This window comes from Salipiger bermudensis, assembly GCF_020171625.1.
GTDB classification, from domain to species: domain Bacteria; phylum Pseudomonadota; class Alphaproteobacteria; order Rhodobacterales; family Rhodobacteraceae; genus Salipiger; species Salipiger bermudensis_B.
Genome location: NZ_JAIUZY010000002.1, coordinates 1 through 17,683 on the forward strand (window position 1 = coordinate 1; position 17,683 = coordinate 17,683).

Annotated in this window: 14 protein-coding genes; 3 read left to right on the plus strand and 11 right to left on the minus strand. The window is 69.2% G+C overall.

The window, feature by feature from the left end; translation table 11 throughout:
- A partial coding sequence (locus tag LCM15_RS03480; RefSeq protein WP_224853096.1) for a hypothetical protein occupies nt 1-283 on the plus strand: 283 nt, incomplete at its 5' end.
- A 232-nt stretch (nt 284-515) separates the two neighbouring features.
- On the opposite strand, the gene LCM15_RS03485 is transcribed toward LCM15_RS03480, so the two are convergent.
- The 11 genes from LCM15_RS03485 to LCM15_RS03535 form a co-directional block, all read right to left on the minus strand.
- A complete protein-coding gene (locus tag LCM15_RS03485; RefSeq protein ID WP_224853098.1) occupies nt 516-1,532 on the minus strand; it encodes a biotin-dependent carboxyltransferase family protein in 1,017 nt (338 codons plus the stop codon).
- Nucleotides 1,529-2,272, minus strand: a complete 744-nt coding sequence (locus tag LCM15_RS03490) for a 5-oxoprolinase subunit B family protein (protein ID WP_224853100.1) — start codon at nt 2,270-2,272, stop codon at nt 1,529-1,531. Before LCM15_RS03490 ends, LCM15_RS03485 begins: the two co-directional genes overlap by 4 nt.
- A gap of 5 nt (nt 2,273-2,277) precedes the next feature.
- Nucleotides 2,278-3,540: an amidase gene (locus LCM15_RS03495; protein WP_224853102.1), complete on the minus strand. Its 1,263-nt coding sequence runs from the start codon at nt 3,538-3,540 to the stop codon at nt 2,278-2,280.
- Nucleotides 3,537-4,211: a DUF2848 domain-containing protein gene (locus LCM15_RS03500; RefSeq protein WP_224853104.1), complete on the minus strand. Its 675-nt coding sequence runs from the start codon at nt 4,209-4,211 to the stop codon at nt 3,537-3,539. The genes LCM15_RS03495 and LCM15_RS03500 overlap by 4 nt, the downstream gene beginning before the upstream one ends.
- A gap of 14 nt (nt 4,212-4,225) precedes the next feature.
- Complete coding sequence (locus LCM15_RS03505; RefSeq protein ID WP_224853106.1) at nt 4,226-5,509, minus strand: TRAP transporter large permease; 1,284 nt, start codon at nt 5,507-5,509, stop codon at nt 4,226-4,228.
- A complete protein-coding gene (locus tag LCM15_RS03510; protein WP_224853108.1) occupies nt 5,506-6,057 on the minus strand; it encodes a TRAP transporter small permease subunit in 552 nt (183 codons plus the stop codon). Before LCM15_RS03510 ends, LCM15_RS03505 begins: the two co-directional genes overlap by 4 nt.
- Nucleotides 6,058-6,068: 11 nt before the next feature.
- The gene (locus tag LCM15_RS03515) at nt 6,069-7,112 is read right to left on the minus strand and encodes a TRAP transporter substrate-binding protein (RefSeq protein WP_224853110.1); all 1,044 of its coding nucleotides are present in this window, start codon (nt 7,110-7,112) and stop codon (nt 6,069-6,071) included.
- 50 nt (nt 7,113-7,162) lie between these two features.
- Nucleotides 7,163-7,978 (minus strand): putative hydro-lyase, encoded by an 816-nt coding sequence (locus LCM15_RS03520; protein ID WP_224853112.1) that lies wholly within the window; start codon nt 7,976-7,978, stop codon nt 7,163-7,165.
- Between the two features lie 89 nt (nt 7,979-8,067).
- Nucleotides 8,068-8,949: a LysR family transcriptional regulator gene (locus LCM15_RS03525; protein WP_224853114.1), complete on the minus strand. Its 882-nt coding sequence runs from the start codon at nt 8,947-8,949 to the stop codon at nt 8,068-8,070.
- A 186-nt stretch (nt 8,950-9,135) separates the two neighbouring features.
- Entirely contained in the window at nt 9,136-9,840 is a 705-nt protein-coding gene (locus LCM15_RS03530; RefSeq protein WP_224853116.1) for a heparan-alpha-glucosaminide N-acetyltransferase, read from the minus strand.
- On the minus strand, nt 9,837-11,141 hold the full coding sequence (locus tag LCM15_RS03535) for a replication-associated recombination protein A (protein WP_224853118.1): 1,305 nt from the start codon (nt 11,139-11,141) through the stop codon (nt 9,837-9,839). Before LCM15_RS03535 ends, LCM15_RS03530 begins: the two co-directional genes overlap by 4 nt.
- Nucleotides 11,142-11,403: 262 nt before the next feature.
- Here LCM15_RS03535 and LCM15_RS03540 point away from each other — a divergent pair, with 262 nt between their 5' ends.
- Both LCM15_RS03540 and LCM15_RS03545 read left to right on the plus strand, forming a co-directional pair.
- Entirely contained in the window at nt 11,404-13,137 is a 1,734-nt protein-coding gene (locus LCM15_RS03540) for a ShlB/FhaC/HecB family hemolysin secretion/activation protein (protein ID WP_224853120.1), read from the plus strand.
- Nucleotides 13,088-17,683 (plus strand): MBG domain-containing protein (locus LCM15_RS03545; protein ID WP_224853122.1); only part of this gene is annotated, 4,596 nt, incomplete at its 3' end. The genes LCM15_RS03540 and LCM15_RS03545, both read left to right, overlap by 50 nt.

Here is a 17,683-nt window from a genome sequence, read left to right on the forward strand (position 1 = left end):
CCCACATATCTCTTCAGATATTAGCGATGTCAAACAGCGTGAGAGACAAAAACCAGACCAGTGCGCCCTAACTTTCGGCGCGCCCGCCCGTCAACCTCTCGAATTTCTCGTCCGCCTCGCCTGCGTCAGCTCCGCGTCTCTGCCTCGCCGCCGCCCCGTCTGGCGCCCCGTCGTGCGCCTCAGCGCCGCCGGTGAAGGGGCTTTTACGGATAGTGCCGGGAACCCGCAAGCACTTTTTTCGAACAAATCCGATTTTTCTCGATTTTCTTCTCTGCGCGCCTAAAACGGCCTCTCCAAGGGCGCCCTGAGGGGCCCTCCCCCCGCCCCTCTTCGCTGCCTGTGGCACAGAACGCCCCGCGTTCGCGCCCGTATGTGCGCAGCATGAGAAGACTCGCCCAGAATCCCCGCCCCCCGCAGACTCGGCCCCCTGCCCCGGCCCAGATCGTGAAAAAGGGGCGGGACCCGCCGGCCCCGCCCCTTCAACATCTGATCCTCTGACCGGGCCGCGCTCCGAGTCAGTCGAGGTCGAGATCGTCCCCGGCGGTGGCCCCGCTCACCAGCTGGTAGGACAGGAGATCGTGAATCGTCGCCGGGTCCCGGACCAGCGGCGCGCAACGGCCAGCAAGGTCTCGCAGCTCGGCCTCTTCCGAGCGAACCGCCGCCAGCGCCTCGTCGAACGGCATCCGGCGCGGGCGCAGGATCGCCCCCGGGGCTGCCTGCGCCACGATCGGCAGATCGGCGGGGTGCACCGTGCCGATGCGGGGATAGCCTCCGACCGTCTGGCACTCAGCCATCAGAACGTAGGGAACCCCGTCACCGGTCATCTGCACATCCCCCGGACCGATCAGGTCCGAGGCCAGCCCCCTGGCCTGCGCGGTGGTGAAGCGGGCCTCGGCGGCAAGCTGCACGCCCTGCCGGTTGCCGCGCGGGCCGCGGGTGAAGTCGGTGGCATAGAAGGCCTCAAGCACGTCGGCCTCGAAGAGCGCCGTGTGCGGGCCGTCGATCACCCTGAACGTGCCCCCGTCGAAGCGGCTCTCGGGCGCAAGCCCGTGCGCCGGGCGCTCGGGCGCGGGATCGTCGCCGCAGGGCAGCGCATCGCCGGCGGCGAGCGTGGTGCCGATCCCGATGCTCAGATGGGTGGCGCGGCTTTCGAGCCACGGCTCGGATCTGATCCCGCCGGCGGGGGTGAGGTAGCCGTAGACCCCGGCCCGCGCGCCGCCGATCTGCAGAAGCTGACCGGGCTGCACCAGATGCGTGGCGTTCCAACGCAGCGCCTCGCCGTCGAGCGTGGCGCTCATCGGCGCGCCGGTCAGGGCAATGCGGGTCGGGGCGTCCACGGAAAACCGCCCGCCGGCGCCGGCCATCTCGATCGCCGCAAGCGGTGCGCGCGCGCCGAGCAGCGCCGCCGCCTCGAGCAGCGCGCGCCGATCCATGGCGCCGCCTCGGGAGAGGCCCTGCGCGAGATGGCCGGGGCGGCCCATGTCCTGCACCGTGAGGATGCCGTCGGCGCGGGTGATGCTGAGTGTGGTCATCGCAGCACCTCTAGCGATGCGCCGCCCATGCGGTCGGTGTCCTCGGACAGGCGGGCGATCTCGTCCGCCGGGGCGCGGGCGAAGCGGATGGCGTCACCGCCCCGCAGCGGCATCGGCTCGGCGCGCGCGGGCGCGAAGCTGCGGAAGGCGGCCCGGCCCACCTGTTGCCAGCCGGTGGCCGACTCGGCGCCGAAGAGCACGAACTGGCGCACCGCCACCACCAGCGCGCCGGCCGGAACCGAGGGGGTGAGCTCGGACAGGCGCGGCAGGTTCCAGTGCTCGGGCATCAGGCCGATATAGGGCTGGCCGGGGGCGAAGCCGATGGTCAGCACCCGCAGGTCGGCGGCGCAGATCTCGTGCACCGCCTGTGCCTCGGTCAGGCCCGCCGCCTGGGCCGCCTGCCCCAGTTGCGGCCCCTCCTCGCCGCCGAAGGCGACGGGAATGGTCCAGAGGCGCGTGGGGGCCGGCATGTCGAGCGGGCCGGAGACGATCTCGTCGGCCATGGCCTTGAGTTGCGTCTCCAACGCGCCCCGGTCCGTGGACGGCGCAAACCGCACCAGAACCGAGACCAGCGCGGCGGCGATCTCGACCACGCCTTCAGGCGCGGCCTCTCCAATGCGGGTGGCAAAGCGCCGGGCCGCGGTCATCGCCGCGGGCTCCGGCGTGAGCGCGAAGCGCACGAGGTAGCCGTCGAGACCGACGGGCAGCACCTCGGCATCGAGGGGGCGCGGGTCGGTCATGGCGCTCACGCCGTCAGTCGCTCGGCGATGGCGAAGAGCGCCGCATCCGCGCCCTTCACGCCCACCAGCATGGTCATGGAGAAGGCGGGCGCCAGCCCCGGCGTCGGCATCGCCAGCGCGCAGCCGTCGATGAGGTTCACCAGAGAGGTGTTGCGCAGCATCTCCATGTTGAGCCGGTCGAACTCGGCCTCGACCTCATCGATGCTGGGCGGCAGGCGAAGGAGCGTCGGGGCGACCAGCGCATCGAGCCCCGCCATCGCGGCGTTGAACTGCGTCACCACGGCGGCGCGCTTGTCGTAGGCCCCTGCGATCTCGGCCTCGGAGAGGGTCTCGGCGAAGCGAATGCGCGTCAGCACGCGCGGATCGCCGACCTCTTCCAGCCGCTCGAGATCGTCGGCATAGATCCGGTGCGCCTCGACCGAGACGATGATCTTGTTGAGACCGACGGCGGCGCCGATGGCGGACAGGTCGACCGGCACCAGCTCGTGGCCCAGTTCCGCGAGCCGGGCTTTCTCGGCCTCGAACAGGGCCGCGACCTCCGGCGACAGCCCGTCGGTGAAGGCGCCGTCGGGAATCGCCAGCCGCAGCGTGTCGGGGAGCGGGGCGGAAAGCCCCTGCCCCGCCATGACCTCGGCCAGAGCGCGGGTCAGCGGCAGGGTCGCGGCCATGGGCCCGGGCACATCATATGTCGGGGCGAGCGGATGCACGCCCGCATCGTCGATCAGCCCCTGGCTCGGCTTGAAGCCCCAAATGCCGTTGGCCGCCGCCGGGATGCGCAGCGAGCCGCCGGTGTCGGTGCCGATGGCCGCATCCGTCAACTCCAGCCCGACGCAGACCGCCGCCCCCGAGCTCGAGCCGCCGGGCATACCGCCCGGGACAAGCGCCGAGGACGGCGTGCCGTGATGCGGGTTCAGTCCGACGCCGGAGTAGGCGAACTCCGACATCGAGCTGCGCCCGAACATCAGCGCCCCCGCCTGCTTCAGCTTGGCCACCGAGGCGCAATCGCTGGACGCCGGGACGCGACCGGCCAGCAGGCGCGAGCCCGCGCCGGTGACCTCACCCGCCTCGTCATAGAGATCCTTGACCGAGACCAGCGTGCCGAAGAGCGGCAGATCCTCGCCCGCATCCTTGCGGGCCTGAAGCGCCTGCGCCTCGGCGCGGATGCGCTCGGGCGAGAATGCCGTGAAGATGGCGCGGCGCTCGGTGTCGGGCAGCGCCTCGGCGCGGGCGATGGCCGCCTCGACCTTGCTCAGGAAGGCCGTGCTCATGCGACCTCCGGCAGGGTGCGCGTCTGGTACTCGTGGGTGATGCTGCGGCCAGTCTTGGGGTCGCGCATCTGCATCCGGAACTTCGCCGCCGGGCGCACGCCGCCCTTTGCGCCAAAGGTGCCGCAGAGCATGGCGACGGGGCCGTCCTTGGCGAGCTCCGACAGACGGCTGCCCGCGATCAGCTCGGCAAACGGACGGATCGAGGCGATGGTGCCGCTTTGGTACTGCACCCACGCACCGTTCTCCTCGATCCAGCTTTCAAGCTCGATCTCTTCCAGACGGTCCTCGATCTCGTCCCAGTCCCAGAGCTCCAGCGCACAGGGCTTGGCGCAGACCTGCTTGGACATCGCCACCGAATGCGCTTCGAGCGCGCGGTCGGTGTGGTCCGAGGCAAGGCCGAGGTAACGCTTGCCCTTGGCCTCGACGATCAGCGGCTCGACCTCGCCGGAGGACGCCTCACCCACCGCCTCGATCAGCGGCGCGTCGGTCAGCAGCGGGGCCGACACCCTGTAGTACAGCGGTGTCTCCGAGGGGGCGGGCACGCCCAGCTCCGCCAGCTCGGCGATGTGGTGGGCGATGGCATCGGCATCGCGCCCGGTCCAGCCGGCGACGATCAGGTGGGACAGCGCGAGCGGCAGAGGCGCGCCGTTGACGCGGAACGAAAGGGTCATCTTGTGAACTCCTGTCAGAGGATGGAGGGCAGCCAGAGCGCAAGGCCCGGCACCGCGATCAGCAGCGCGATCATGCAGAGCATAACCAGCACGAAGGGAATGACGCCGAGGATCACTTCGCTCATCGAGCCCTTGGCCCGGGCGCTCTGCACAACGAAGAGGTTGAGGCCCACCGGCGGGGTGATCAGGGCCATCTCGATCAGCACGATCATCAGCACGCCGAACCAGACCTTGTCATAGCCCAGCCCCGCGATGATCGGCACGATGATCGGGATCGTCGCGACCATCAGCGACAGCGTCTCGATGAAGAAGCCCAGCACGAGATAAAGCAGCACCACCAGCAGCAGCGTGCCCAGCGGCGACAGGCCGGTGTTCTCGAGCATCTCGGTCAGCGCCCGGCCCAGCCCCGCCGAGGTCATGGCGAAGTTGAGGAAATAGGCGCCGGCGATCACCAGCATGATCATCGCCGAGATGCGGATCGTGCCGTGCAGCGCCTCGGCCATGGTCGCCAGCCCCAGCCCGTTGCCGAGCAGGACGGCGATCAGCGCCGCGATCACCACGCCGATGGCGGCGGATTCGGTGGGCGTGGCCCAGCCGGCATAGATCGAACCGATGACCACCACGAAGAGGATGACGATCGGCACGAGCTGCACGAGGCTGCGCAGACGCTCGCCCCAGGTGAAGCTGCGCGAGGGGCCGCCAAGGTCGGGCCGTGCCTTGCAGATCAGCGCGGTGACCACGACGAAGGCCAGCGCCATCAGGATGCCGGGCACGAGGCCGGCAGAGAACAGCTGCGGGATCGAGGTCTCGGTCAGGAAGCCGTAAACGATCAGGTTGATCGAGGGCGGGATCAGGATGCCCAGCGTGCCGCCGGCGGCGATGGCGCCGGAGAACAGCTTGGGATCGTATTTCAGCTTTTCCGCCTGCGGCATGGCCACGGTGGCCACGGTGGCGGCGGTCGCGACCGACGAGCCGGAGGTGGCCGAGAACATGGTGGCGGTGGCGATGTTGGCATGGATCAGCCCGCCGGGCAGCCAGCTCAGCCACTTGTCGAGCGCGGCATAGGTGCGCGCGGCAACGCCGCCGCGGACGAGGATCTCGCCCAGCAGGACGAAGAGCGGCACGGCGATCAGCGTCGAGGAGGACGAAGACGACCACACGACCTGCCCCAGCCCGCGCAGCAGCGGAAAGGCGGAGTAGAACTCGCCCACCCCGATGCCGAGGATGAAGAGCACGATCCCCACCGGGATCGACAGGGCCATGAGCCCGAGAAGAGAGGCGGCAACCGTCCAGATCATTGGTCAAGCTCCGAGCCGAGGCCAATGGTGTTGGCCAGTTGTGCCCGCTTGCCGCGTGCGAAATAGGCGAGGCCGATGAGGCTCAGCACCGTGGCGCTCAGCGCGAACCACGCCCAGCCCGCGAACCAGATGCCCTGCGGAATCCAGAGCGGCGTCTCGAGCGAGGTGTTGGCCCGCGAGCCGCGCTCGAGGCTCTTCTGCAGCACCGGCCAGCACTGGTAGGCGATCAGCAGCACCACGCCGTTGGTCACGATCATCGCGAAGATATCCATCAGCCCCTGCCCGGTGGCCCCGAGCTTCTGCCGGACGAGGTCGATGCGGACATGGGCGCGGTCGAGCAGCGCACAGGATAGGCCCCAGCTTGCCACCGCGGCCATCACGTAGCCCGAAATCTCGTCGGAGCCGCCAAGCGAGCCCCAGCCGGTCTTGCGCCCGATCACGTCGATCAGGACGAACAGGACGGTGCCCACCAGCGCCACGCCGAGAACCAGCGCCACGAGGCGGTTGGCGCGCCGCAGCGCGCCTTCCAGTGTTTCGATGCGGCTCACGCGGACCACCCTTATTCCGAAACCGGAATGGTCACGCCGACGGTCGCGCCGACGGTGTCGTTCCAGCGGGTTGCCCAGTCGCCACCGGCGCGCTCGGCCCATTCGGGCAGCACTTCGGTCTCGAGCGCTTCGCGGGCGGTGGCCATGTCTTCCTCGGTCGCCTCCACGAGGGTCATCGACGCCTGCTCGCCCGAGCTGCATTCGCCCTGCCCGGTCAGGCAGGCGATGTCGTTCTCGAGACCGCCCTGCGCCGCGGCCCACGCCTTGTCCGCCAGGCCTTCGGTCACGGCGGCCTTCAGGCTCTCCTGGTCTTCGGCCGAGAGGGCGTCATAGGCATCGCCGTTCATCGCGATCACGACCGGGTCCCAGCCGCCCAGCGGCAGCGTCAGCAGGTGATCGGAAACTTCCCACCAGCCGGCGGAGTAGCCAGAGCCCGCACCGGTCACGGCACAGTCGATGACACCGCGCTGCAGCGAGCCCGGCACTTCCGAGAAGGCGATGTTGATGCCCTCGGCGCCAAGCGCCTCGAGCAGCTTGGTGGTCATGCGGCCCGAGCCGCGCACCTTCTTGCCCTCGAGATCCGCAAGCGAGCCGATCTCGCCCTTGCAGAACACGACCTGCGGCGGATAGGGCGCGATGCCGAGCACTTCCGAGTTGAACCGGTCGCGCATGATGTCGTCGACCATCGGGCGGGCCGCCTCGACCATGGCCTTGGCCTCGTCGGCGGTGGTGGCGACGAGCGGCACGTCGAGCCCCTCGAGCTCGGGCGCGTCTCCGACGGTGTAGTCGGCCACGGTCTGGCCGACATGGAACACGCCGTCGCCCAGCATACGGTAGACGTCTGCACCCGCGATGCCCATCTGGTCAAAGCTGGTCAGCTGCGCGGTGAAGGCGCCGCCGGTCATCTCCGAAAGCTCTTCGGTCCAGAACGGCGTGGTGAAATTCTTGTAGAGCGGCAGGTTCGACCAGCTGCCGACAACGGCCAGCTCTTCCTGTGCGAGCGCCGGGCCGGCCAGCAGCGCGGCGGTCATGGCGGTCATCATCGTCTTCTTCATGGGGAAGTCTCCTGTTGGTGGTGGTCTTTTTCGTGTGACCGTACTGTGCCTCAGACCGGGTGAACCCCGGTGAGGCGGCGTTCTGCGTGGCTCGACGGGATGTCGGTGACCAGCATATGCCCCGGCGCATGGGTGATCGCGAGGGCGGGTTTGGCGGCGGTGATCGCCGCCTGAGGCGTCACCCCGCAGGCCCAGAACACGGGGATGTCGCCGGGCCGGATGTCGGGCGCATCGCCGTAATCGGGCGTATGGATGTCCTTGATGCCGATCTGCGCCGGATCGCCGATATGGACCGGCGCACCATGAGCCAGCGGAAACCGCCCGCAGATCGAGATCGCCTCGATGGCATCGGCCGCGGGCATCGCCCGCAGGCTCACCACCAGCGGCCCCGAGAAGCGGCCGGCAGGCCGGGTCGCGAGGCTGGTGCGATACATCGGCACGTTGCGGCCCGCGTCCTGATGGCGGACGGGAATGCCCGCTTGTGTGAGCGCGTCCTCGAAGCTGAACGAGCATCCCAGCGCAAAGGACACCATGTCGTCGGTCCAGAGATCGGCGATGTCGGTGGGCTCGTCCACCAGAGCGCCATCGCGCCAGACCCGGTAGCGCGGCACGTCGTGGCGCAGATCGATATCGCCAAGGCTCGGCATCGTCGGGTCGCCCGGCTCTCCCACCGCCAGCAGCGGACAGGGGCGCGGGTTGGCCTGACAGAAGCGCAGGAACTCCTGCGCGTCCTCACCCCGCAGCATCACGAGGTTGGCCTGCAGCGCCTCGCCGCCATGCCCGGCGGTCGGGCCAGTGAAACGGCCCTCGCGGATGCGGGCACGCAGGTCCTTCGGAGACGAGATGGCGCGGGTTTGATCGGTCATGGCAATTCTCCAGTTCCCCCAGAGCATTCCGCAGAGTGACCGATTAGATCAATAGTTCAATTTTACTCAAAACCGATCACTTAGGAAGATCAGTCCTGCCCCGCCTCGACCGCCGCGCGGGTCACTTCCCGCCCGATTTCCTCATTTCTCTCAGGGTCATGGCAGATCACGAACTCGAGCGGCGGCAAATTGGCCTCGGGCAGCACATCGATCTCCTGCAGCATGGTCTGCGGCCAGGCTGCGACGATGTCGTGCGGAATCGTCCCGATGCCGAATCCCTGCTGCACGAGGTTCACCATCGTCGCGAGCGAGGCCGAGCCGTGCACCGTAGCGGGCTTGCGGCGGCCCGCGGTCATCACCTCGAGCACCTGACGGTGCGGGATCGTGGTCTTCGGGAAGGAGACGATGGGCAGCGCCGCAAGGTCGTCGATTCCCGCCGGGCTCGGCAGGGTGAAATGCTCGGGCGAGACGAACCAGCCCATGCTCACCGGCGGCAGCGGCGTCAGCGTGATGCCGCGCGGCGCCTGATCGCGCAGCATGATCACCACGTCGAGCGCATCGTCGCGCAGCGCCTGCCCCATCTGCTCCGAGGTATCGACCGAGATCTCGAAGCGCAGCATCGGGTGGCGCGCGCGCAGCGTCGTCAACATGCGCGGCAGCAGCGTGTGGGTCATGGTCTCGGCCACGCCTAGGCGCACCACGCCGGCCATCACCCCCTGCGTCAGTTCCTCGAGGATGCGGTCGCGCTGCGCGATCAGCATCTCGGCCTCGTCGCAGAGTCTACGCCCGGTGGCGCTCAGCCGCACCCCGCGCCCGGCGCGCTCGAAGATGGTGATGCCCATGCGGTCCTCGAGATGGCGAATGCGGCGCGAGATGGCCGACTGCGCCAGCCCGGTGGCATCCGCCGCTGCGCGAAACCCGCCGTGGCGCACCACGGAGCGGATGATCTCGATATCCTTGAAGCCGAACATGGCTGGCAGCTAAGGCCCCCTGCGCCCGCTGCTGTCAAGCGCTCTCGCAGTCCCGCAGGCGGGGCGCGGCCTGAGACCGCCCTCGCCTCGATCCCGCCGCACGGGCGGATGCGCCCGGGGCCGCTTTCCCGGTGCGGGACGTTCAGGCATCCGCCTGCGTGACCTGCGCCCGCCACTCCCCCCGGCTCAGCCGAGGCGCGTCGCGGCCCAGATCAGCCCGAGCAGCACCGGTTGGTGCACGAGATAGACGAAAAGGCTGTGCCGGCTGATCCATGTCAGCGCCGCCGGCAGCCGCAGCGCGGGCAACGCGCGAAGATCCACCGCCCGCGCCAGCGCCATGCCGAAGAGAAACGGCGCCAGCCACGGCACCAGCGGCAGGAAATCCAGCGAAGGGCGCACGGTGCGGCTCAGACCGGTCCACGCCAGCCACACGCTGTCAAAGACCGCCCGGCCGAGCGTCAGGTTCAGCGCCCAGACCGCCGCGCCGGACAGCGCCATGCCCCACGCGGGCAGGCGCAGCACGGCGAGACCGATCACGCTCGCGGCGGCAATGCTGTGCAGGATACCGAAATACACGAAGTGCCGCGGGTCGAAGGCATAGGTCGCAAGGCTCACCAGAGCCGCCGCGGCGACGATCCTCAGCACCCTCCGCAACCACGCGCCCGGGCGCAGGCCCGGGCCGTGGGCCAGCACGAGGCTCACCCCCGACAGGAACAGGAAACTGCCCGCCACGATCCGGGCAAACAGCGCCCAGCCGCCGGTCATCGTCAGACCCGCCGGCACGAGCGCGAAGATCTCGAGATCGCGGGCGGTGTGGAACACCACCATGCCCGCCAGCGCCGCCACCCGCGCCAGATCGATCCAGCCGACCCGGCCGGTGGCACGGCTCACGAGAACGTCCCCGGCACCTTTCTGCCCGTCACGGCCTCCCAGAACTGGTCGGCGCGGGCCTCGAAGGTGGCACCGCCGCGGGCGTCGCTCTGGTAGAGGCTGCCGGGCTCCAGCCCTGGCACGTATTCCTGCTCGACCCAGCCGCGCGGATCGCTATGCGGGAACTGGTAGCCCACATGTCCAAGCTTGGCCGCCCCCGTGTAATGGGCATCGCGCAGGTGCTTCGGCACCAGCGCCGGCGCCCCCTGCTCAACCGCCGCCAGCGCCGCGCCGATGCCGCGGCAGGCGGAGTTCGACTTGGGCGCCCGCGCCACGTGCAGCGCCGCGTGGGCAAGGATGATGCGCGCCTCGGGATAGCCGATCTTCTCCACCGCCGTGGCCGCGGCGACCGCGGTCTGCAACGCGGTGTTGTCGGCCAGCCCGACATCTTCGGAGGCGTGGATCATGATGCGCCGTGCGATGTAGCGCGGGTCTTCTCCAACGTGGATCATCCGCGCCAGCCAGTAGAGCGTCGCGTCCGGGTCCGAGCCGCGCATCGATTTCACGAAGGCCGAGACCACGTCGTAATGCTGGTCGCCGGAGCGGTCGTGGTTGATCGCCGCCGAGGCATAGGCCTCTTCCAGCATCGCCTCGGTGATCTCGATGGTCCCGCCGGGATGGCCCACGGCGAGGCTTTCGAGCGTGGTCAGCGCCCGGCGCGCATCGCCGCCGGAGCGCCCCGCCACCAGACGCACCTGCTCGGGCGTCATCTCGACATCCAGCCCGGTGGTCCGCAGATGCTCGAGGCCGCGCCGCACCACCTGCTCCATATCCTCGAGGCTCATCGGCTCGAGCTTGAGAATGGTCGAGCGCGAGACCAGCGCCGGCGGCAGCGCGTGATAGGGATTGCCGGTGGTGGCCCCCACGAAATCCGCCGTGCCCTCCTCGCAGATCGACAGCAGGTCATCTGCCTGCGTGGCCGAGAAGCGGTGCACCTCGTCGACGAAGATCAGCAGCGGGCGAATGCGCGCCTCGTCGGCGATCTTGCGCAGCTCCTTCACCCCGTCGCGGGTGGCGTGCAGCGGGCGGAACTCCTTGCCCAGCATGCTGCCCACGGCGCGGGCGATGGTGGTCTTACCGATGCCCGGCGGGCCATAGAGGATCAGGCTGCCCAGCGCGCCCGCCTTGATCCGGCGGCGCAGGATCGAGCCTTCGGCGGTGATCGCCGGCTGGCCGATGACATCGTCGAGGGTTTCCGGCCGCAGCGCGGCGGCGAGCGGGACATGCCCTTCGCGGGGGGCGGCATCGAACAGGTCGGTCATCGAATCCTCGGTCCTTGCGGTCGGCGGGCCGGCGGGACCGGCCCAGTGGCAGACATACGCAAGCCGGACGGCGAGGAGAAGGCTTGACGCAAATAGAGACCAGCCCGCAGCCGACGCAGGCCGGCCCCGCGCAGCGGGCATCGCGACGATCAACCAAGGATTGAACAATTTTCCGCCGAACGCACAAGAATGTTTAGACAATAGGCTGACGTAGGGTAATCTTAGCCCCATTGATTTGTAGATTTGGAGGATGAGCGCCGCCATGTCCGGAAGAGATCAGGTGACGTCGATGCGCACGCCAAGAGAGCGAGCGATCCTTGCGGTGGTGACCGCTGGCGTGCTCTGCCTGCCCGCAGCCGTCCTGCCCCAGACCGCCAGTCAGGTCACCCCCGAGAGCTTCCAGCCGCAGCTTCAGAACCTGCAGGGATCGGTGGTGTTCTCCGGCGCCACCGGCACGCAGGCGCCTCCCGGCGCCGAGCAGATCGGCATCACGCTTTCCGGCGTGTCGCTCGACGGTGGCCTGCCGCAGATGGCCGCGGCCAACGCCGCGCTCGAGCGCCGCCTGACCGGAAAGCGCATTGCGGTGTCGGAGATTTTCGCGGCCACCGCCGATCTCGAGGCCGCCTATGCGCAGGCGGGCTATGTGCTGGCCCGCGTGGTGTTGCCGCAGCAAAGCCTGCGTGATGGCGGCGTGCTTTCGGTCGGCGTGATCAACGGCTTCATCGAGGCGGTGGACACCTCTCAGGTGCCGCCCGAGGTGCGCCCGCGCATCGAGGCGCTGACCGCGCCGCTCGTCGACCGCCCCGGCGTGACCCTGACCGAACTCGAGCGCCAGCTTCTGCTTGCCGGGGACGTGGCAGGCGTGGCGCTGGGATCGGCGCTCACCACCGGCCAGCAGCCCGGCGGCACGGTGATCGCGCTCGACCCCGAGTTCCAGAAGATCACCGGCTTCGCGGGCTTCGACAATGCCGCCCCCGACGATCTGGGCGGGTTTACCCTCAACGCGGGGGTCGAGTTCAACAGCCCGTTCCAGTTCGGCGAGACGATCTATGGCCGGGCTTCGGCCACGCCCGACCAGATGCTCTCGGCCGATCCGACCTATCGCATTCTCGCCGCCGGCGTGGTGGTGCCTCTTGGCGGCTCGGGGCTTGCGCTCAACTACGAGTACACCAGCGCCGACACCACGCCCGACACCGACGAGACGCCCACCCGCTCGGATTTCGACCGCCACTCTCTGCGCCTGATCTATCCGTGGATCCGCTCGCGCCAGCTCAACCTCACCACGCAGCTGATGCTTGATCATTCGATCGACAGGCAGGAGCTGCTCGACGGTGGCATCGATATCTACGAAGACCGGCTCACGGTGCTGCGCGCCGGGGCCAACGCGACCTACACCCACGAGGACGGCGCCCTGAGCGAGGCCGCGCTGCTGCTGTCACAGGGGCTTGATACGCTGGGCGCGCGCACCGAGCGCGACGCCCGCGGCGACACGCCGCTGTCGCGGGCCGATGCCGACGCCACCTTCACCAAGCTCAGCGGCTCGCTCACCCATCGCCGGGCGCTTGGCGAGGACGTCTCGCTCAGCCTGATCGGGCGCTTCCAGACCTCGTTCGGAGAGCCGCTGCTGACCTCCGAGCAGTTCAGCGTCGCCGGTGCCGGAGAGCTGTCGACCTTCGACGCCGGCGGCCTGCGCGGCGACAGCGGCTGGGTCGTCCGCACCGAGCTGTCGCGCGCCAGCACCCTTCAGTTTCAGACCACCCCGCTCGTCCTGACCCCGTATATTTTTGCGGGCTTCGGGGCGGTGCGGATCGAGAACCCAACCGCGCTCGAAGAGTCTTACGAGCAGGCCCGCGCCTATGGCGTGGGGGTCGATCTGTTCTCGCAACCGGCGTCACGATTTCGAGCAAGTTCATTGAGACTAGAGTTTGGCAAGGGAGAACGGGATCATGGCCCGGACGACACACGCTTCAGCCTGTCGGGGAACTTCCGCTTCTAAGAACAAGACCCGCCTCAAGGCGCGGCTGCTCTGCAGCACGCTGATCCTGATCACGCCGGCAATTGCGGCCGCCGATGATCTGCCCACCGGGGCAAACGTGGCGGCGGGCAATGTCAGCATCGCCACCCCCGGCGCGCAGACGATGACCATCACTCAAGGCTCGGACCGCGCAGTGGTGAACTGGGACAGCTTCTCGGTCGGCGCCGGCGCCTCGGTCGACATCCGCCAGCCCTCGTCGACGAGCGCCATCCTGAACCGCGTCACCGGCAGCACCGACAGCCGCATCCATGGCCGCCTCACCGCCAACGGACAGGTGCATCTGGTCAACCCGAACGGCATCTTCATCGGCAAGACCGGACGGGTCGAGACCGGCGGCGGCTTCGTGGCCTCCACGCTCGACGTGATGGATGGCGATTTCATGCAGGGCCGCCTGCGCTATGGCGGCACCGGCCGCTCGGCGCAGGTCACCAACAGGGGCGCGATCACCGTGGGCCGCGGCGGCTATGCGGCGCTGATCGGCGGGCGGGTCGACAATGCCGGCACGGTGGTGGTGCCGCTTGGCAAGATCGGCCTTGCGGCGGGCGAGCGGGTGACGCTCGACGTCTCGGGCGACGGCTTCCTGCAGGTTGCCCTGCCCTCCGAGGACGACGGCAATCCCGAGGCGCTGATCGCCAATTCGGGGCGGGTCTCGGCGGATGGCGGGCTGATCGAGATGAAGGCCGCCACCGCGCGCAACGCCGCGCGCAACGCCATCAACCTCTCGGGCGTGGCCGAGGCCCGCTCGGTCTCGGTGCGCAACGGTGCCGTGGTGCTGGGCGGCGGCGGAGGCGGCGCGGTGCGCGTGACAGGCCGCGTCTCCACCCGAGCGCCGCGGATCAGCAGCGAGGCAGTGGCCAGTTCGCTGCGCCCGCAACCGCGCCCCACCGGCGGGCGCATCGACATCACCGGCACGCAAATCGCGCTTGCCGGGGCCGAGATCGACGCCAGCGGCGACGGCGGCGGCGGGCTGGTCCGCATCGGCGGTGACTTCGCCGGCGCAGGCCCCCTCGCCCGTGCCGACACCGTGACCGTCGATTCCGGCACCACGATCAGCGTCGACGCGCTTGGCCAGGGCGATGGTGGTCGCGCGGTGATCTGGTCCGACCTTTCGACCGAGTTCTCGGGACGCATCAGCGCCCGCGGCGGCGCGCAGGCCGGCGATGGCGGCTTCGTCGAAGTCTCGAGCGCCCGCGCGCTGTCCTATTCCGGCCTCACCGACCTGCGGGCACCCGCCGGTGACTTCGGCAGCCTTCTGCTCGATCCCGACGACATCTTCGTGCCCGGCACGATCTCGGAGGCCGATGTCGAGGCCGCGCTGTCGCTCGGCAACCTCACGCTCGACACCGCGGGCGGTGGCAGCGATCCGGGCGACATCATCATCCGTGCCGATATCGACTGGACCACCGGCACCACCTTCGAACTGGTCGCCGACCGCGATATCGACATTCTCGGCGCGATCAACGGCAGCGCCGATCCCGCCGCGGCCTTCGTGCTGAGCGCCACCGGCACCGTCACGCTCGACGCCACCAGCGCCATCGATGTGTCGAACCTCAGCATCGCCGCCGATACGGTCAACGCCAGCGGCAGCGTCTTCGAAACCGGCGCCGGCGGCAGCATCGTGGTGCGCGACTTCAACATGACCGCGGGCACGTGGCGGCAGGCTGGCCCGGCGCTGTCGACCTTCGCCGTCACCGATTTCCAGCTTGGCGCCGGCGCCAGCTTTCTGCGGGTCACAGGGGGCAGCGGGACCGTTGCGGCGCCCTACATCCTCACCGATGTCTACGGCCTGCAGGGGATGGACTCCGTCGACCTGCTCGACAGCCATTTCGCTCTCGGGGGCGACATCGACGCCACGTCGACCGATGGCTGGGGCAATTCCGGCGAAGGCGTGCTCGGGTTCAACCCAATCGGCACTTTTGATGCCGGTTTCTCGGCCTCGCTCGAGGGAAACGGCTTCGGCATCGACGGGCTCTACATCGCGCGGTTCTCCGACGCGGGCCTGTTCTACGCCACGGAAGCGAGCGCCTCGATCTCGGATCTCGTGCTGAGCGATGTCGACATAAGCGGCGACAATGCCGGCGGGCTTGTCGCGAACAATGCCGGCAGCGTCTCGAATGTCGACGTCACCGGCGCCGTGACCGGTGTCGCCATGGATTTCGGCGAGGGCACGGCCGGGGGCGATGTCGGCGGGCTCGCGGCGATCAACACCGGCACCATATCCGGCGCGTCCTTCGACGGCACGGTCGACGGGACGGGCTCCGGCTTCCGGATCTTTGCCGGCGGGCTGGTCGGATCGAACGGCGGCACGATCTCCGACTCGAGCGCGGACGGCGCGGTCACGGCGAGCGCCGATACTGCCGGGCGCGTCGGCGGCTTTGCCGGGATCAACACCGGCACGATCTTGGACAGCGGCTCGTCGGCCAGCAGCACGCTGTCGGTGACCACCACCGGCGACGAGGTCGCCTCTCGCATCGGCGGTTTCGCAGCGACCAACGCAGGCGCGATCTCGGGCTCCGAGGCGACCGGCGACGTGACCGCCTTCGTCGGCGCGTTCGATCCGGACGAGTTCGAAACCACCGGCAGCCTGATCTCGATCACCCCCGGCGACACCGAGCTGAACGCCGGCGGCTTCGTCGGCGACAACCTGACCGGCGAGGGCCTGCCAGGCACCATCACCGCGTCGCGCGCCGAGAATTCGGTCTACGTTCAGGGCGGCTATGGCGACACCTTCGTGGGCGATGTTGCGGTGGGCGGGTTTGCCGGGCGCAACGCGGGCAGCATCAGCAATGCCCGCGCCGACAGCGATGTCAGCGTGCTGCTGACCGAGGACCTTGTTTCGGACGATGCCGATCTCGCGCTCACCGTTCGCGGTCTTGGCGGCGGCTTTGCAGGCGTCAATTCCGCCGCCCTGTCCGAGACCGGCGCGACCGGCTCCGTGACGCTCGAGGCATACCACGCGGTCCAGCAGCTAGTGGGCAGCGGCCACAGCGGCGGCAACGAGGCCGGGCAGATCGCGGACAGCTACGCTGAGGGACCGGTGGATCTCATCTTCAACGAGCCCGGCGGCACCGGCACCCTTGGCGGCTTTGTCGGGCGCAGCTCGGCGGGCAGCCTGTCGCGGGTTTACGCCTCGGGGGCCGTTACGCCGCCCGCCATCGGGACGATCCTGTCCGGCGGCCTGATCGGCGAGAGCGTTTCCGATCCCGATAGCCCCGCCACGTCGGTCACCGCCTCCTACTGGGACACCGAGACCACCGGCCAGAGCAGCAGCGCGGGCGGCACCGGCCTTGCCACCGCCGCCTTCGAGGACACGGCCGGCTTCGTCGCGCTGGCCGGCGCGGCGGGCTGGGATTTCGACACTGTCTGGGCCCCCGGCGACAGCGGCTTCCACCCTGCGATCTACAGCATCGATCAGGTGATCTTCGCCCGGCCCGACCCGGTCAGCCTGCAATATGGAGAGACCGTCTCGGCCAGCACCACCGGCAGCGTCTCCGGAGGCCCGTCGGTCTACGTCTTCCCGCCCGTGGGCGACAGCCTCGACAGCGCGCCGCTCTTTGCCGAGCTGGTCTTTCCCTCGGACGATGTCGGAACCGGCACCTTCACCCTCGCGGCCACGTCCCTCACCAGCGCACTGGGAGAAAGCTACCGCGTGGTCGATCTGCCCGGCAGCTACACGATCACGCCCGCCCCGCTCAGCATTACTGCCGACGATCAGGCCAAGACCTACGGAGAGGCCTTCTCCTTCGCAGGGACCGAGTTCACCACCTCCGGGCTGCTGTTCGACGATCAAGTCGACAGCGTCGACCTCGCGAGCCTCGGCGCCGCGAACACCGCCACTGTCGACGGCGCGCCCTATGCGATCACCGCGAGCGATGCGTCCGGCTCCGGCCTCACCAACTACACCATCGCCTATGTCGATGGCGCGATGACGGTGGACCCGGCGGCGCTCACCATCACCGCAGACGATCAGGCCAAGACCTACGGCGAGGCCGTCTCCTTCGCCGGGACCGAGTTCACCACCTCCGGGCTGCTGTTCGAGGACAGTGTCGACAGCGTCGACCTCGCGAGCCTCGGCGCCGCGAACACCGCCACCGTCGAAGGCGCGCCCTATGCGATCACCGCGAGCGACGCGTCCGGCTCCGGCCTGACCAACTACACCATCGCCTATGTCGATGGCGCGATGACGGTGGACCCGGCGGCGCTCACCATCACTGCCGACGATCAGGCCAAGACCTACGGCGAAGCCTTCTCCTTCGCCGGCACCGAATTCACCACCTCCGGGCTGCTGTTCGACGACAGCGTCGACAGCGTCGACCTCGCGAGCCTCGGCGCCGCGAACACCGCCACCGTCGAAGGCGCGCCCTATGCGATCACCGCGAGCGACGCGTCCGGCTCCGGCCTCACCAACTACACCATCGCCTATGTCGATGGCGCGATGACCGTCGACCCGGCGGCACTCACCATCACCGCCGACGATCAGGCCAAGACCTACGGCGAGGCCTTCTCC

Bases quoted from the DNA above. Each gene is read 5' to 3' on its own strand.
- LCM15_RS03485 (WP_224853098.1), bottom strand. From the start codon at position 1,532: ATGACCACACTCAGCATCACCCGCGCCGACGGCATCCTCACGGTGCAG.
- LCM15_RS03490 (WP_224853100.1), bottom strand. From the start codon at position 2,272: ATGACCGACCCGCGCCCCCTCGATGCCGAGGTGCTGCCCGTCGGTCTC.
- LCM15_RS03495 (WP_224853102.1), bottom strand. From the start codon at position 3,540: ATGAGCACGGCCTTCCTGAGCAAGGTCGAGGCGGCCATCGCCCGCGCC.
- LCM15_RS03500 (WP_224853104.1), bottom strand. From the start codon at position 4,211: ATGACCCTTTCGTTCCGCGTCAACGGCGCGCCTCTGCCGCTCGCGCTG.
- LCM15_RS03505 (WP_224853106.1), bottom strand. From the start codon at position 5,509: ATGATCTGGACGGTTGCCGCCTCTCTTCTCGGGCTCATGGCCCTGTCG.
- LCM15_RS03515 (WP_224853110.1), bottom strand. From the start codon at position 7,112: ATGAAGAAGACGATGATGACCGCCATGACCGCCGCGCTGCTGGCCGGC.
- LCM15_RS03520 (WP_224853112.1), bottom strand. From the start codon at position 7,978: ATGACCGATCAAACCCGCGCCATCTCGTCTCCGAAGGACCTGCGTGCC.
- LCM15_RS03525 (WP_224853114.1), bottom strand. From the start codon at position 8,949: ATGTTCGGCTTCAAGGATATCGAGATCATCCGCTCCGTGGTGCGCCAC.
- LCM15_RS03535 (WP_224853118.1), bottom strand. From the start codon at position 11,141: ATGACCGACCTGTTCGATGCCGCCCCCCGCGAAGGGCATGTCCCGCTC.
- LCM15_RS03540 (WP_224853120.1), top strand. From the start codon at position 11,404: ATGTCCGGAAGAGATCAGGTGACGTCGATGCGCACGCCAAGAGAGCGA.